Origin of the sequence: Bradyrhizobium sp. RDM12 (assembly GCF_051917485.1) — a bacterium.
GTDB lineage: Bacteria > Pseudomonadota > Alphaproteobacteria > Rhizobiales > Xanthobacteraceae > Bradyrhizobium.
The window spans coordinates 3,054,997-3,069,178 of sequence record NZ_CM133064.1 but is presented as its reverse complement, the minus strand read 5'-3'; the positions used below and the strand labels follow the sequence as shown (position 1 = coordinate 3,069,178).

Here is a 14,182-nt window from a genome sequence, read left to right as displayed (position 1 = left end):
CAACGGCTTCATACTCGCTTTCGCGGCCCCGCGCGAATAGACAGGCTTGCTGTCGCGACTTGCCCCGCCCGGGGAACCCGACCGCCGGCATCGACGGCTCGCGCCCGCGGAATCGTGAGCGGTGGGGCTTGGTCACATCATCGCCGCGTTCGGGAGGCCTAACGGCAGCCGGGCGCAGGCTACTTGAAAATTGCCACTCAGACATTCCGGGGTATCCGATGAAGATTTTACGCGTCGCCGCGTTCGTCGCGGCCGGACTGGTGTCGCCGCAGGCCGCGTTCGCAGGCCAGGCCGAATATGCCGAGATGGTCGCCATGCATGCGCGCGCCAACGGCGTGCCGGAGGCGCTGGTGCATCGGGTCATCATGCGCGAGAGCCGCTATCAGCCCGGCCTGGTCGGCCATGGCGGCACGATCGGGCTGATGCAGATCAAGCTCGCGACCGCCCGCGGCCTCGGCTACACCGGCGACGCCGCCGGCCTGCGCGACCCCAACACCAATCTCACCTATGCCGTGAAGTACCTCGCCGGCGCCTATCACGCCGCCAATGGCGACCACGACCGCGCCGTGCGTTATTTCGCGGGCGGCTATTACTATGCCGCAAAGCGGCAGCGCCAGCAGGCCGTGCAACAGGCGAATTTCGTCGCGAGTGACCAGCCTCAGCTGGAGCCCAACGGCAATCCGCAGCCGCTGTTCGGCCCCTTCCCCGATCGCAAGCTCGCCCACCACGTCCGCAGCGCGCGGGCGCAGGCACTCGAGTAATCGCCTGTTCCAGGCCAAACGCGTTGACCACCCCGCCCCGCTGGCCTACATTAGACCCGTTCCGAGGGGTGCTCCGAGGAGGAGCTGAGATACCGCTAAATGGGCCGGAACGCCCAGGACCGCGGTGACCCTTGAACCTGATCCGGGTCATGCCGGCGAAGGGACAGGGATGTTGCAGACGACCAAGCGACCGGAGTCTCCGGTATCCATCATCGGTGCAGGCATCGCGGGAGCCTGGCAGGCGCTGTTGTTCGCACAGGCTGGCCATGCCGTGACGCTCCACGAGCGCAGTGACGGCGCCATGACCGATGCCACCAGCCATTGGGCCGGCGGCATGCTCGCGCCTTATTGCGAGGCGGAGGTCGCCGAACCCGTCATCAGCCGGCTTGGCCTGCGCTCGCTCGACATCTGGCGCCGCGAGCTGCCGGACACGCCCTTCAACGGCTCGCTCGTCGTCGCCCATCCGCGCGAGCGCAATGATTTTGAGCGCTTTGCCCGGATGACCGAGGGCCACCGCCGGCTCGATGCCGCAGGCCTCGCCGCGCTCGAGCCGTCGCTGGAGGGCCGCTTCCGCGATGCGCTGTTCTTCCCGACCGAAGGCCATGTCGAGCCGCGCCGCGTGCTGCCGAAGCTGCACGAACGCATCGTTGCCGCCGGCGGCACCATCAGGTTCGGAAGCGATGTCAGCGCCGCCGATCTCGCAAACCTCAATCCCAAAAGCATCGTGATCGACTGCCGCGGCCTGTCGGCGCGCGAGGACCAACCCGAGCTGCGCGGCGTCAAGGGAGAGATGATCCTGATCGAGACCGGCGAGGTCAGGCTTTCGCGCCCGGTGCGGCTGATCCATCCGCGCTGGCCGCTCTACGTGATCCCCCGCGAGGACAATCTGTTCATGCTGGGCGCGACCTCGATCGAGGCCGAGGACACCGGCGTCAGCGTCCGCTCGGCGCTGGAGCTCTTGGGCGCGGCCTATGCCGTCCATCCGGCCTTTGGCGAGGCCCGCATCGTCGAATTCGGCTCGGGCCTGCGCCCTGCGTATCCCGACAATCTGCCGCGCATCGGCGTGCGCGGCGGCAACATCAGCGTCAACGGGCTCTACCGCCACGGCTTCCTGCTCGCGCCGGCGCTCGCCGAGCTGACGCTCGGCTATGTCGAGCGCGGCCAGATCGACAATGAGGTGATGCAATGCGCGTGATCGTCCAATGCTTGTGATCGTAAACGGCGAACAGCGCGAGATCAATGCGGCCAGCGTCGATGCGCTGCTCAGCGAGCTCGACTACGAGGGCACCCATTTCGCCGTCGCGCTGAACTACGACGTGGTGCCGAAGAGCCGCTGGGCCGAGACCGCGCTGAAAGCCGGCGACGAGATCGAGATCATCACGCCTCGGCAGGGAGGGTGAAGTGATGTCACTCCATCTATCGCCTCGGCGTGCGCCACACACTCCGCTGTCATCGCCCGGCTTGACCGGGCGATCCAGTACGCCGCGGCTTCTCGGTTCCAGCCGCGCGGCCGCGGCGTTCTGGATCCCCGCCTTCGCGGAGATGACAGCGTCAATCATGGAGACGCCTCCCACATGGTGACCTTCTACGGCAAACAATTCCCCTCCCGCCTCCTCATCGGCAGCGCGCTCTATCCCTCGCCCGCCATCATGCAGGACGCGATCCGCGCCTCCGGCTCGAACATCGTCACGGTGTCGCTGCGGCGCGAATCCGCCGGCGGCAAGACCGGCGATGCGTTCTGGAAGCTGATCCGCGAGCTCGACGTCACCGTCCTGCCGAACACCGCCGGCTGCCGCAGCGTCCGCGAAGCCGTGACCACCGCAAAGCTCGCGCGCGAATTGTTCGGCACGAGCTGGATCAAGCTCGAAGTCATCGCCGACAACGACACGCTGCAGCCCGAAGTCGTCGGCCTGGTCGAGGCCGCCACCATCCTGATCAGGGACGGCTTTGAGGTGTTCCCCTATTGCACCGAAGATCTCTCGGTCGCCAATCGTCTCGTCGATGCCGGCTGCAAGGTGGTGATGCCGTGGGCCGCGCCGATCGGCAGCGCCAAGGGAATCATCAATCGCGACGCGCTGAAACTGATGCGCGAGCGGCTGCCCGACATCACGCTGGTCGTGGACGCCGGCATCGGCGCGCCCTCGCACGCGGCCGAGGCGCTCGAGCTCGGCTATGATGCCGTGCTGCTCAACACCGCGATCGCAAAGGCCGCCGATCCCGTCGCCATGGCCAGGGCCTTCCGCCTCGGCATCGAGGCCGGCCGCACCGCATTTGAAGCCGGGCTGATGAACGCCCGCGATTTCGCCTCCCCCTCCACCCCTGTCGTTGGGACCCCGTTCTGGCATGCCGTATCCTGATCGTTTTTATCCCGTCGTCGACAGCCTCAAATGGGTCGAGCGCCTCACAAAACTCGGCGTCGGCACCATTCAATTGCGCGCGAAAGACCTCGACGATGCCGAGGCGCTGCAGATCGTCACCGATGCGCTGGCCATCACCAAGGGCACGCAAGCAAAACTCGTCGTGAACGATTATTGGCGTGCCGCGGTCGTCGCCGGCGCAAAGTACCTGCATCTCGGCCAGGAGGATCTGGTGGACGCCGACCTCAAGGCGATCCGCGAGGCCGGCCTGTCGCTCGGTGTCTCCACGCATGACGACGCCGAGCTTGAAGCCGCGCTCGCGGCAAAGCCCGACTACGTCGCGCTCGGTCCGATCTTTTTCACCACGCTCAAATCGATGCGCTTCGCGCCGCAGGGCATTCCAAAGATCACGGAATGGAAGAAGCGCTTAGGCCACATCCCGCTGGTCGCGATCGGCGGCATCAAGTTCGAGCACGCCGCGGAGATCTTTGCCGCAGGTGCGGATTCCATCGCCGTGGTCAGCGACGTCACCCAAAACGCCGACCCGGATGCAAGGGTGCGCCAATGGCTCGGCCAATCGAAGGAGGCTGCGTGATGCATGCTCCGCTCTCACCCCACGCCCCACTGTCATTGCCCGGCTTGACCGGGCGATCCAGTACGCCGCAGCCCGTCGGCTCTAACCGCACCGCCTCGGAGTACTGGATCCCCGCTTTCGCGGGGATGACGGCGGAATTTGCCTCTCGCACAGCGACATCAACGAATTAAACCGGAGGATCCCATGAACATCCGCTCCAATCCCGACAAGACCGTCCCCGCCGTCACCACCGGCCCGCTGCCGTCTTCGCGAAAGATCTTCGCCGCGCCCGACGCAGCGCCCGATCTGCGCGTTCCCTTGCGCGAGATCATCCTGTCCGAAGGCGCCGGCGAGCCGAACCTGCCGGTGTACGACACCTCGGGCCCCTACACCGATCCGTCCGTCACCATCGACGTCAACGCCGGCCTCGCCCGCAACCGCAAGCAATGGGTGCTGGAGCGCGGCGGCGTCGAGGAATATCAGGGCCGCCAGATCAAGCCGGAGGACAATGGCAGCGTCTCCGCCGACAAGGCCGCGCGCGCCTTCTCGGCCTATCACCAGCCGCTGCGCGGCCTCGACGGCCACAAGATCACCCAGCTCGAATTCGCCCGTGCCGGCATCATCACCAAGGAGATGATCTACGTCGCCGCGCGCGAAAATCTCGGCCGCAAGGAACAACTCGATCGCGCGGAAGCCGCCCTCGCCGATGGCGAGAGCTTTGGCGCCTCGGTCCCCGCCTTTATCACCCCGGAGTTCGTCCGCTCCGAGATCGCGCGCGGCCGCGCCATCATTCCCTGCAACATCAACCACTCAGAGCTCGAGCCGATGATCATCGGCCGCAACTTCCTGACCAAGATCAACGCCAATATCGGCAATTCGGCGGTGACATCTTCCGTCGAGGAAGAGGTCGAGAAGATGGTGTGGGCGATCCGCTGGGGCGCCGATACCGTGATGGACCTCTCCACCGGCCGCAACATCCACACCACGCGTGAGTGGATTTTGCGCAATTCGCCCGTGCCGATCGGCACCGTTCCGATTTATCAGGCGCTGGAGAAGTGCAACGGCGATCCGGTGCAGCTGACCTGGGAACTCTACAAGGACACGCTGATCGAGCAGTGCGAGCAGGGCGTCGACTATTTCACCATCCACGCCGGCGTGCGCTTGCAATACATCCACCTCACCGCCAACCGCGTCACCGGCATCGTGTCGCGCGGCGGCTCGATCATGGCGAAGTGGTGCCTGGCGCATCACAAGGAGAGCTTCCTCTACACCCATTTCGACGAGATCTGCGACCTCATGCGCAAGTATGACGTCTCGTTCTCGCTCGGCGACGGCCTGCGCCCGGGCTCGATCGCCGACGCCAACGACCGCGCCCAGTTCGCCGAACTGGAGACGCTCGGCGAGCTCACGAAGATTGCGTGGGACAAGGGCTGCCAGGTCATGATCGAAGGCCCCGGCCACGTGCCGATGCACAAGATCAAGATCAACATGGACAAACAGCTCAAGGAGTGCGGCGAGGCGCCGTTCTACACGCTCGGGCCCCTGACCACCGACATCGCGCCGGGCTACGACCATATCACCTCGGGCATCGGTGCGGCCATGATTGGCTGGTTCGGCTGCGCCATGCTCTGCTACGTCACGCCGAAGGAGCATCTCGGCCTGCCTGATCGTAACGACGTCAAGGTCGGCGTCATCACCTACAAGATCGCCGCCCACGCCTCCGATCTCGCCAAGGGCCACCCGGCGGCGCAACTCCGCGATGACGCGCTGTCACGTGCCCGTTTCGATTTCCGCTGGAGCGACCAGTTCAACCTCGGCCTCGATCCCGATACCGCCAAGAACTTCCACGACGAGACCCTGCCGAAGGAAGCCCACAAGGTCGCGCATTTCTGCTCGATGTGCGGCCCGAAATTCTGCTCGATGAAGATCACCCAGGACGTGCGGGACTACGCGGCGACGCTGAATGACCCGAACAGCGTGGGCATGTCGCTGAGCGGCACGGCCGAGGACGGCATGGCCAAGATGAGCGCGAAGTTCAAGGAGATGGGCTCGAGCGTGTATCTGGATGCGGAGAAGGTGAAGGAGAGTAATCGGGTGTTGTGAAGAACATCTTCCTCGTCAAGCCCGCGCTTGACCCGGGCACCCATCAGAAACGAAGCCGGGCGAGAGCTTGGCTTCGTTTTTGGATGGCATTCATCGAGATCTTACGAATTTAGGTCGAACCCGCACGATACTTGAAACTACAACGGAGCTTCGTAACCTTGAGCACCGATCGACGCGAGCCTTTCCGAGCCGATGGGAAGACGAGAGGAGAAAGCAATAATGCAGCCAGCCGTTGAGCGGCTCGCTCAAATCGGTCCGTTGCCGAGTTCAAGTATTGCTACTGTGCCGGAATTGCGGGAGCTGGAAGTTCTGCTCGGCGAAGTGCAAATACCGATTACCGACAACGAGGCAAGGGTTTTGGTGCGGCTGTTCGGGCCAGATGATTGTCTCGGCCTTGCTTGGTCGCTGCTTCACTTGATCGAGACATCTCCTGGCTGGCCGATTGAAGATGCTCTCTATGGCCTAAACGGCGAGTGGATCGATAGACTTAAAGAGCGCGGAGCGCATTAGCCTAGCCCGGATGAGCGAAACGACATCCGGGATTTGGCGGCCGATCCCATGTCGCTCACGCTCATGCGAGCTACAACTCTGCGGATAGACAATTTGCCCGACGTCTCTCTCCACCGCCTCCCCGACCAGCTCCGTCCCAACCTCCGCCTCGTCTTTGTCGGCACCGCCGCCAGCACGCGTTCGGCCGAGCTTGGTCACTACTACGCCCATCCCGGCAACCGGTTCTGGCGCGCGATCCATGAGGCCGGCATCACGCCGCGGCGGTATCAGCCGGGCGAGTTTGCGGCGCTGCTCGAACTCGGGATCGGCTTCACCGATCTCTCCAAGTCGGGCGCCGGGATGGATCATCAGATCGCGGCTGAAACGATCGACGTGCCCGGCTTCAGGGCCAAGATCGAAACATACCGGCCGCGGACGATCGCGTTCACGAGCAAGAAGGCGGCGAGCTTGTTTTATGGCCGGCCATCGAGCGGGATTGCGCTGGGGCGGCAGCCGCGCGACGACAGCTTGCCTGAGATCTTCGTGTTGCCGTCGCCCTCAGGTGCGGCGTCCGGGCACTGGACGCTGGAGCCGTGGCGGGAATTGGCGAAGTGGGTCGCCTCGTTGAACGCGCCACATACACCGACCTCATCCTGAGGAGACCGCGAAGCGGTCGTCTCGAAGGATGGCCGCGGGCGGGATACGGGCCTTCATGGTTCGAGACGGCGCTTCGCGCCTCCTCACCATGAGGAATGGATATGGTAACTCCGCCCACACGCCCTAAAGATCGAAATTGGTCGGCAGCATCACCACGTCGCGAATGGTCATGCCGCGCGGCCGGGTCAGCATGAACATCACCACGTCAGCGACTTCGCTGGCCTCGAGCAGGCTTCCCGACTGCCTGGCTTCCGCCAGCTTCTCAGGCGGCCAGTCCGCGAGCAGCGAGGTGACGACCGGGCCGGGCGAGATCGAGCCGACGCGAATGCCGTGCTTGAAGACCTGGCGCCGGACCGTCTGGACAAAGCAGTTGATCGCCCATTTCGACGACGCATAGACCGGCTCCCACGGCGTCGGAAAATGCGCGGCAAGCGAACTCGTGACGATGATGTCGCCGCTCCCGCGCGCGATCATGTGCGGCAGCGCGTCGTGCACGTTTTTCATTACGACGTTGACATTGAGATTCAGCATCCGGTCGATCGCCATATTGTCGGCATCGATGAGATCACCACCGACATAGGTGCCCGCATTGGCATGCAGAATGTCGAGTTGGCCTGCCTTCTCCAGGACGCGCGGCAGCAGCGTTGCACAATCCCCGGGATCCAGGAGGTCGACGACCAGCGGGATCACCGCGTCGCCATGCTTGTCGCCGAGCGCCTTCAGCGCGGCCTCGTCACGATCGACCATCACCACCCGCGCGCCCGCGGCCACCATCGCCTCGGCACTCGCCAACCCGATGCCCGACGCCGCCCCGGTCACGGCGGCAATCTTGCCCGCCAATTCGTTGCTCATGAGATCACCATCCAGCTGATGGTCGGTAGTATAGCGAAGCGAGGCGAGGCCGCGAAGTAAACTGCTGTGTAGCTTCGTAGGGTGGGCAAAGGCGCCCTTGCGCCGTGCCCACCATGTCCCCGCGAGTCCGGCAAAACGATGGGCACGGCGCGCGAAGAGCGCGCCTTCGCCCCACCCTACGGCACCGTTGAGGCCGGACATCCTCCGATCGATCGACGTCGCGTGCGGACTATTGCAAGGGGGAACGGCGGCGATACGACTTGGGGTGGAAGAACGTGGGACGGAACAGCCGAGCCGCAACCGGCGCAGGTCATATCGAGGAAGCCGCCACCATGAGCGACGATCTCTCCGGTGTCTGGGACGGCACTTACATCCAACCCGGCACGGGAATGGTCACGTTCACCGCGACGCTGGTCGAGGCCGGCGGCGCGCTCGAAGGCCACGTCACCGAGCCCTGCTCGAATCCGCGCTGCCCGTTGCGAACCCACAATGCCTCGATCACGGGCCATCGCGCCGGCAGCGTCGTGTCCTTTGTCAAACGCTACGAGCCGCGGGGTTATGGCTTCGACATTGTCCAGTACGACGGCATCATGAACGGAGAGGCGACCGAGATCGACGGCCGCTGGCGACTGCCGGGCACATCCGGGTCGTTCCTGATGATCCGCGCCGGCAAGCGCGCGCAGGCGGCCACCGCCGGCAAACGGGCCAGGACACCTGCCCGCGAATAAGGGACCTAGCATGCTGACCCTCTACTCCTACCCGCAATTGTTCGGCGTCGCCGACAACAACGGCTATGGGCTCAAGGTCTATTCCTTCCTGAAGCTCGCCGGCGTTCCGTTCGTGCACGAGCACGTGTTTGACGCCTCCACCGCACCGCGCGGGCAGCTGCCTTACGTCCTCGACGACGGCGAGACCATCGGCGACAGCGAGACGATCATCGCGCACGCTATCGCAAAGTATCACCTGACCATCGATGCCGCGCTGTCGCCTGCGCAGCGCCGCACCCATCATTTCGTCACGCGCATGCTCGACGATCTCTACTGGGTGATGTCCTATTCGCGCTGGAAGGACGAGCGTTATTATCCCGCGTTTCGCGACGGCTTCATCGCCCAGCATCCGCAGATCGACACCGCCGGCTTCGAGAAGGCAAAGGCCTATAATGCGCAGCGCTACCACTACCAGGGCATCGGCCGCTACGCGCCCGAGCAAGCTTACGCGCGCGGGTTAGCTGACTTGCAGGTGCTGGCCGAGATCGTGCCCGCTAACGGTTTTGTGGATGGCGAGCGGCCGACCAGCGTAGATGCCGGCATCTACGGCTTTATCGCGAATATCTATTATTATCCAATTCCGACGCCGCTGAAGGCGTTCGTCGATGCGCAGAAGAATCTCGTCGCGCATTGCGAACGGGTTCATGCGATGGTGAGCGCGTAATCCGTTCCGTCATTGCGAGCGCAGCGAAGCAATCCAGAGTCTTCCACGGTGGGATTCTGGACCGCTTCGCTGCGCTCGCAATGACGATGTTGATGCAGCCCGCCCTACCGCATCGTGATCGCGAGCCCGCTCAGATCCGCATTCGCCATCAGGCCGGTCTGGTAACCCGACAGCTCCAGCACCGCACCCTTCTGGTTGGTGAGCACGATGGCGCGGGCGCCGCGGCCCACCGCGAGGCCGGCACCGGCAGCACCGTAGACGCCGGCGACATCGGAGGGCCGGTTGATGTTGGAGACGCGGCCGCGCAGCACGGTCTTGGAGCCGCCGAAGACGAGCCCGTAATCGAGCCCGCCGGTCGAGAGCGAATAGGAGCGGCCGCGGAAGTTCAGCACGCCCGAGCCGCCCGAACCACCGATGATCCAGCCCGCCTTGTAGATCGTCAGCACCACGGTGCCGCCATCGGCCTGCGCCGCGGTCGAGAGGCCGGCCAGCGCGGCAATGGCGACGAGCGCGGCACGCAAAGTGGAAGCAATCTTCATGGGGCGTCTCCGGGGGCTATTTTTCAAGGGGAATACGAATCAGATGCTGCAATCTACCCGATTGATCGCGGCGGCAACATGATGGGATGGTGCGTGACGTGCGAGGTGCCGCGATGAATTAAGCTGTCATCGCCCGGCACTCGACCGGGCGATCCAGTAGTCCAGAGGCCGTTGTGATTGAGCCGAGAAGCCGCGGCGTCCTGGATGCCCCGGTCAAGCCGGAGCATGACAGCGGAGTTTGACGCTCGAGGGCGCGCGCACCGACGCCATTTCCACCCTGCCATCCTGCCGGTGTTTTGCCCGACGGGTCAAGCGATATTTTCTGCATTCCCGAAATCCAATGATTTCTACTGTGCATGGGGTTGTTTTCGCGCTTTCTGTTGGAGCACACTCTGAACAACGGCCACGCTTCCTGCGAAAGCCATCACCATTGCATCCGAGGTCCTCATGCCGATCCAGCATTTCGCGCCCCCGCCGCATATCAAGGCGCCGCCGCTCTCCTTCGCGACCCGCGTCGGCGACCTCTTGTTCGTCTCCGGCATTCCCGGCTTCGACGCGAACGGTGCATTGCCTGACGGCTTCGAGGCGCAGTTCGCCAATGTCGTCGTCAACATGAAGCGCGTGCTCGACGAGGCCGGCGCCACGATGCGCGACCTCGTCAAGGTCAACGTGCTCCTGACCCGCGCCTCGGATGTTGCCGCGATGAATGCGCTCTATGCCGGCGCGTTCGGCCCGCCGCCCTTTCCTGCACGCACCACCTGCGTGGTGCAGGCGCTGCCCGATCCGAAGATGCTGATCGAGATCGAGGCGGTGGCCTCGCTGGCGAAGGGATAGTCCGACGCTGAGTTAACCGGGAGCGGCCTGACATATCCGTGATCGGCCGCGCTGCGGCTTGCAAGCTGCGCAGTTTTGCCGCACCAGTCTCCGGTCACGTTCCCATCAGGAGATTTTTCATGCGTCGCGTTTTCGCCCTTTGTGCAATTGCCGGCATCGCCTCGTCCGTGTTCGCCGTGCCGGCCTCGGCAGCCGCTGGCTATTACGTGATCCGCTGGGACAACACCGGCATCTGCCAGGTCTGGAACGAGGATCTCCGCTACAAGCCGTTCCAGTGGGGCGCGTCGACCTACAAGGCCGTCAGCAAACCGGTCCCGACCTTCACGCAGGCCTCCGAGCTCCAGATCAAGCTGCGCGCCGAGCGCCGCTGCACGCTCTGAGCCGATCGGCCGATCCAGTTCGAGGGCGGGTTGCGCGAGCAGCCCGCCCTCTTCTTTTTTGGCTGGCGATTGCCGCCATTTCCGGCGCGCGCGCTTTGAACCTGATCAGCACACGGAACTACTCACATCTTGTTCGTGGCGCAGGCTGAGAAGCGCCCCGCACCCCTCCCCGTCATTGTCGGGAGGCGCATCACATCTTTCAATTTGAGGAGCTGATCCATGCGTCGTATTTCCATGCTGTGCGCTGCCGCCGGTCTCGCCGCTGCCGCCTTCGTCGCCGCGAGCCCGGCCGAAGCCGGCTATCATCTGATCCGCTGGCAAGACAGCGGCATGTGTCAGATCTGGGACGAGAGCCTTCCGACCACCCCGTGGCCGGCCGGCTATCATCGCGCCAGTGCGTCCGTGCCGACCCTCCTCGACGCGCTCGCCCTGAAGGATCACGCGTTGAAGGCCGGTCGCTGCAGCTGGTAAGAATTCGATCTGCGGACGACAGGGCCGGGCAAGGATGCGATGCCAGCATCCTTGCCCGGTCTTTTTTTAACCCGGATTATTGGAGCAGGTCGATGCGCGCACGGACGACGACGCTTGCTGCTGTCACCGCTTCGCTGCTGCTCGCCGCGATCGAGCCGCCGGTCAACGACGACCGCTGGGGGCCCGCCTGCGCGATCTGAGCCCGATCGATCTCTGCCCGATCATGCCGGGCGAAGCCGCGCCCTATCCGAGCTGCGTCAATAAGAGCTGAGCGCCCTCACGCGTCCTTGTGCGCACCGGGATGAATGAGAATGTCGCGCGCGGAGCTGAGATCGATGAAGGCCTGCGCGCTGCCGCCCTGGTCGGGATGCATGCCCTTGGCGGCGCGGCGATAGGCCTGGTTGATGTCGTCGCAAGTGAGCTGCACGGCCAGCGGCAGACCCAGCATCTTGCGGGCGCGATCCTCGCTGGACAATTTCTTCGGCGCGGCATTGCGGCGGCCGAAGCGCGGTGCGGTCAGATCATGGACGACATCGATGATCACGCCGACGCGGCGCCGGGCGGCCAGCGTGATGCCGTGATCGTCATTGTCCGCGGCCTGGCGCAGCACGGGCAGCGCCTGCTCGGCGGCCTGCCGCAGCGTGGCATCGCTGCTCATCCGCACGATCTCGGCCACCAGCCGCCCCGCCTCGGCCCAGTCGGCGAATTCTGCCGACCGCAGGCGCTCGAGCGCCAATTTCCAGGATTCGAGTCGTTCCATCATGCGCGCAACGTTTAGCAATGGAGACGAGTATGCCAAGGCGGCCGTTTCCGACCCCTTAATTTCGAGTTAGCCTTTCATGAAACTTAGAAACGAATCCGGGAGGAAAATGTCATGGCATTGCTTGCAAACCACATCGCTGTCGTCACGGGTGCCGGTTCCGGCATCGGCCGGGCGATTGCCGCCGGCTATGCGCGCGAGGGCGCGCAGGTCGTGCTTCTCGACGTGAATGCCGACACGATCGCGGAGGCCGCCCAGGAGATCCGCACGGCCGGCGGCAAGGCCGAGAGCTTTGCGCTCGACGTGACCAGGCGCGAGGATTGCTTCGCGCTGGCAAAGACCGTCGCCGACAAGGTCGGACAGGTCACGATCCTCGTCAACAATGCCGGCATCACCCGCCGCAATGCCTTCACCGCGGAGCCCGAGACGGTCGCAAAGGACTGGAACGACATCATTTCGCTCAACCTCAACGGCGTCTTCAACACGACGCAGGCCTTCCTCACGCCGTTGCGCGCCAGCAAGGGCCGCATCGTCAATATCGGCTCGATCCAGTCTTTCGTGCATCTGCGCACGCCGAGCTCGGCGGCGTACACCACCTCGAAGCACGGCGTGCTCGGCTTCACCAAGGCGCTCGCGGTCGAGCTCGGCAAGGAAGGCGTGCGCGTCAACGCGATCGGCCCGGGTTTCATCGAGACCAACATCAACGCCAATGTGCGCGCGACCAATCCCGCATTGGTGCAGGCCTTCGTCGACCACACTCCGCTCGCCCGCACCGGCAAGCCCGAGGACATCGTCGGCCCCGCGATCTTCCTCGCCTCGGACCTGTCATCCTACGTCACGGGAACGATCGTAATGGTCGACGGCGGATATCGCGCGGTGTGAGATACGAAGTCGGTCCGCATCGCTATGCATCTCGTGCCAATCGCGGCGGCACGGCGGCATTCCCAAGGTCAATTGATGCGCCCGTTTAGCAATTAACCCTTCATTAACCAAACCCGCCCACCGTAGATCTACGGCTTGGGGGTCGTTTGTTCTCGATCCGCTTCCAACGATGGAAGCGGGCGTTGATCGGGGAGTGTGTTGATGACCACTGTTCATGTCGCGGCGCCCGAGCAGGGCGCGCAATTCCTTGCACCCAACGAGATCGTTCCACTGCTGATCGGCTCGACCGTGGGAGAAGTCGAGCGCGAGCTCGTGCTCCAGACGCTCGCGCGCTGCGACGGCAATCGCACGCGTGCCTCGCGCGTGCTCGGCCTGTCGGTGCGCACGCTGCGCAACAAGATCAGGCTGTACGCGGCCTCCGGCATCGAGGTGCCGGCGTATCACGATTGACGCGCGAGGCCGCGCCCCGCTGCGCCGATTGATGTTGACCAAACCCGGCATTGCTGCGCGGGCGCAATTGCTGCTGTCGCCAAACGCCGCTAAGTAGCTTGCGTGCGCAGAAGGAGCAGCGGCGTGGCAGATGATCAGCGACGGCAGGGACCTCAGGGTCCGCGCGGACGGCAGGGCGAGCCGGGACGGCCGGGGCCGCAGGGTCATCCGGGCAAGCGGGGCCCCGACGGCGCACGCGGCAAGCCGGGACCGCAGGGCAAGCCGGGACTGGCCGGAAAGGCCGGTGCGCAGGGCAAGGCCGGTCTGCCGGGCGAAGCCGGCGCGCGGGGCGCAGCCGGACCGCAGGGCGCCGTGGGTCCGCAAGGCCCCGCCGGCCCTCAAGGGCCGCGCGGCGAAGCCGGTCCGCCCGGGCAATTGCCGTCGATCGAGCAGGTGCTGCCGTGGCTGGAGCAACTGTTCGACGCCTGGGACGAACGTCGCCGCCAGCGCGAGCGGGAGGCCGCGGAGCGCGCCGCGTTAGAGGCCGCCGTGCACGAGGCGGACGATGCATCCTCCGATGACGAGGCCGAGAGCGACGAAGCCGAAGGCGACGACCACAAGAAAAAGAAGAAAAGAAAGAAGCGCGGCCACAAGGACTAGCAG

Annotated in this window: 19 protein-coding genes and 1 riboswitch; of the genes, 16 read left to right on the top strand and 3 right to left on the bottom strand. The window is 64.7% G+C overall.

Annotated elements, in window-relative coordinates; genetic code table 11:
- The first annotated feature begins 218 nt into the window (after nt 1-218).
- The 8 genes from ACTGJ9_RS14930 (at nt 219) to ACTGJ9_RS14895 (ending at nt 6,941) form a co-directional block, all read left to right on the top strand.
- Nucleotides 219-761, top strand: coding sequence for a transglycosylase SLT domain-containing protein (locus ACTGJ9_RS14930; protein WP_456677664.1), 543 nt, complete (start codon nt 219-221; stop codon nt 759-761).
- 54 nt (nt 762-815) lie between these two features.
- Nucleotides 816-943: riboswitch (TPP riboswitch) on the top strand.
- The gene (locus tag ACTGJ9_RS14925) at nt 931-1,956 is read left to right on the top strand and encodes an FAD-dependent oxidoreductase (protein ID WP_456677663.1); all 1,026 of its coding nucleotides are present in this window, start codon (nt 931-933) and stop codon (nt 1,954-1,956) included. (Overlaps the previous riboswitch by 13 nt.)
- Nucleotides 1,957-1,963: 7 nt before the next feature.
- Nucleotides 1,964-2,161, top strand: coding sequence for a sulfur carrier protein ThiS (gene thiS / locus ACTGJ9_RS14920; protein ID WP_456677662.1), 198 nt, complete (start codon nt 1,964-1,966; stop codon nt 2,159-2,161).
- A 174-nt stretch (nt 2,162-2,335) separates the two neighbouring features.
- Nucleotides 2,336-3,118: a thiazole synthase gene (locus tag ACTGJ9_RS14915; protein ID WP_456677661.1), complete on the top strand. Its 783-nt coding sequence runs from the start codon at nt 2,336-2,338 to the stop codon at nt 3,116-3,118.
- Nucleotides 3,105-3,713: a thiamine phosphate synthase gene (locus ACTGJ9_RS14910; RefSeq protein ID WP_456677660.1), complete on the top strand. Its 609-nt coding sequence runs from the start codon at nt 3,105-3,107 to the stop codon at nt 3,711-3,713. Before ACTGJ9_RS14915 ends, ACTGJ9_RS14910 begins: the two co-directional genes overlap by 14 nt.
- Before the next feature lie 183 nt (nt 3,714-3,896).
- A complete protein-coding gene (gene thiC, locus ACTGJ9_RS14905; RefSeq protein WP_456677659.1) occupies nt 3,897-5,795 on the top strand; it encodes a phosphomethylpyrimidine synthase ThiC in 1,899 nt (632 codons plus the stop codon).
- A 219-nt stretch (nt 5,796-6,014) separates the two neighbouring features.
- Complete coding sequence (locus ACTGJ9_RS14900; protein WP_456677658.1) at nt 6,015-6,305, top strand: hypothetical protein; 291 nt, start codon at nt 6,015-6,017, stop codon at nt 6,303-6,305.
- Between the two features lie 48 nt (nt 6,306-6,353).
- Nucleotides 6,354-6,941: a mismatch-specific DNA-glycosylase gene (locus ACTGJ9_RS14895; RefSeq protein WP_456677657.1), complete on the top strand. Its 588-nt coding sequence runs from the start codon at nt 6,354-6,356 to the stop codon at nt 6,939-6,941.
- A gap of 123 nt (nt 6,942-7,064) precedes the next feature.
- Here ACTGJ9_RS14895 and ACTGJ9_RS14890 read toward each other — a convergent pair whose 3' ends face one another.
- Nucleotides 7,065-7,793, bottom strand: coding sequence for an SDR family oxidoreductase (locus ACTGJ9_RS14890; RefSeq protein WP_456677656.1), 729 nt, complete (start codon nt 7,791-7,793; stop codon nt 7,065-7,067).
- Nucleotides 7,794-8,068: 275 nt separating this feature from the next.
- Here ACTGJ9_RS14890 and ACTGJ9_RS14885 point away from each other — a divergent pair, with 275 nt between their 5' ends.
- Together ACTGJ9_RS14885 and ACTGJ9_RS14880 are read left to right on the top strand one after the other, a co-directional pair.
- Nucleotides 8,069-8,521: a hypothetical protein gene (locus ACTGJ9_RS14885; RefSeq protein ID WP_456677655.1), complete on the top strand. Its 453-nt coding sequence runs from the start codon at nt 8,069-8,071 to the stop codon at nt 8,519-8,521.
- 10 nt (nt 8,522-8,531) lie between these two features.
- Nucleotides 8,532-9,224, top strand: a complete 693-nt coding sequence (locus ACTGJ9_RS14880) for a glutathione S-transferase family protein (RefSeq protein WP_456677654.1) — start codon at nt 8,532-8,534, stop codon at nt 9,222-9,224.
- Nucleotides 9,225-9,328: 104 nt separating this feature from the next.
- Here ACTGJ9_RS14880 and ACTGJ9_RS14875 read toward each other — a convergent pair whose 3' ends face one another.
- The gene (locus ACTGJ9_RS14875; protein ID WP_456677653.1) at nt 9,329-9,763 is read right to left on the bottom strand and encodes a hypothetical protein; all 435 of its coding nucleotides are present in this window, start codon (nt 9,761-9,763) and stop codon (nt 9,329-9,331) included.
- Nucleotides 9,764-10,210: 447 nt separating this feature from the next.
- Between ACTGJ9_RS14875 and ACTGJ9_RS14870 the strand changes: the two genes are divergently transcribed.
- From ACTGJ9_RS14870 to ACTGJ9_RS14860, 3 genes are all read left to right on the top strand, one after another.
- Entirely contained in the window at nt 10,211-10,597 is a 387-nt protein-coding gene (locus ACTGJ9_RS14870; RefSeq protein WP_456677652.1) for a RidA family protein, read from the top strand.
- A gap of 119 nt (nt 10,598-10,716) precedes the next feature.
- Nucleotides 10,717-10,977, top strand: coding sequence for a hypothetical protein (locus tag ACTGJ9_RS14865; protein ID WP_456677651.1), 261 nt, complete (start codon nt 10,717-10,719; stop codon nt 10,975-10,977).
- Between the two features lie 219 nt (nt 10,978-11,196).
- The gene (locus tag ACTGJ9_RS14860) at nt 11,197-11,448 is read left to right on the top strand and encodes a hypothetical protein (RefSeq protein WP_456677650.1); all 252 of its coding nucleotides are present in this window, start codon (nt 11,197-11,199) and stop codon (nt 11,446-11,448) included.
- A gap of 277 nt (nt 11,449-11,725) precedes the next feature.
- Here the strand turns inward: ACTGJ9_RS14860 and ACTGJ9_RS14855 are convergent, their stop codons facing one another.
- On the bottom strand, nt 11,726-12,211 hold the full coding sequence (locus tag ACTGJ9_RS14855; protein ID WP_456677649.1) for a J domain-containing protein: 486 nt from the start codon (nt 12,209-12,211) through the stop codon (nt 11,726-11,728).
- Nucleotides 12,212-12,322: 111 nt separating this feature from the next.
- On the opposite strand from ACTGJ9_RS14855, the gene ACTGJ9_RS14850 reads away from it, so the two are divergent.
- The 3 genes from ACTGJ9_RS14850 to ACTGJ9_RS14840 all read left to right on the top strand — a co-directional run bounded on the left by ACTGJ9_RS14850 (nt 12,323) and on the right by ACTGJ9_RS14840 (nt 14,179).
- Complete coding sequence (locus ACTGJ9_RS14850) at nt 12,323-13,090, top strand: SDR family NAD(P)-dependent oxidoreductase (RefSeq protein WP_456677648.1); 768 nt, start codon at nt 12,323-12,325, stop codon at nt 13,088-13,090.
- A 201-nt stretch (nt 13,091-13,291) separates the two neighbouring features.
- Complete coding sequence (locus tag ACTGJ9_RS14845; protein WP_456677647.1) at nt 13,292-13,540, top strand: helix-turn-helix domain-containing protein; 249 nt, start codon at nt 13,292-13,294, stop codon at nt 13,538-13,540.
- A gap of 123 nt (nt 13,541-13,663) precedes the next feature.
- A complete protein-coding gene (locus ACTGJ9_RS14840; protein WP_456677646.1) occupies nt 13,664-14,179 on the top strand; it encodes a collagen-like protein in 516 nt (171 codons plus the stop codon).
- The last annotated feature ends 3 nt before the right edge of the window (nt 14,180-14,182 follow it).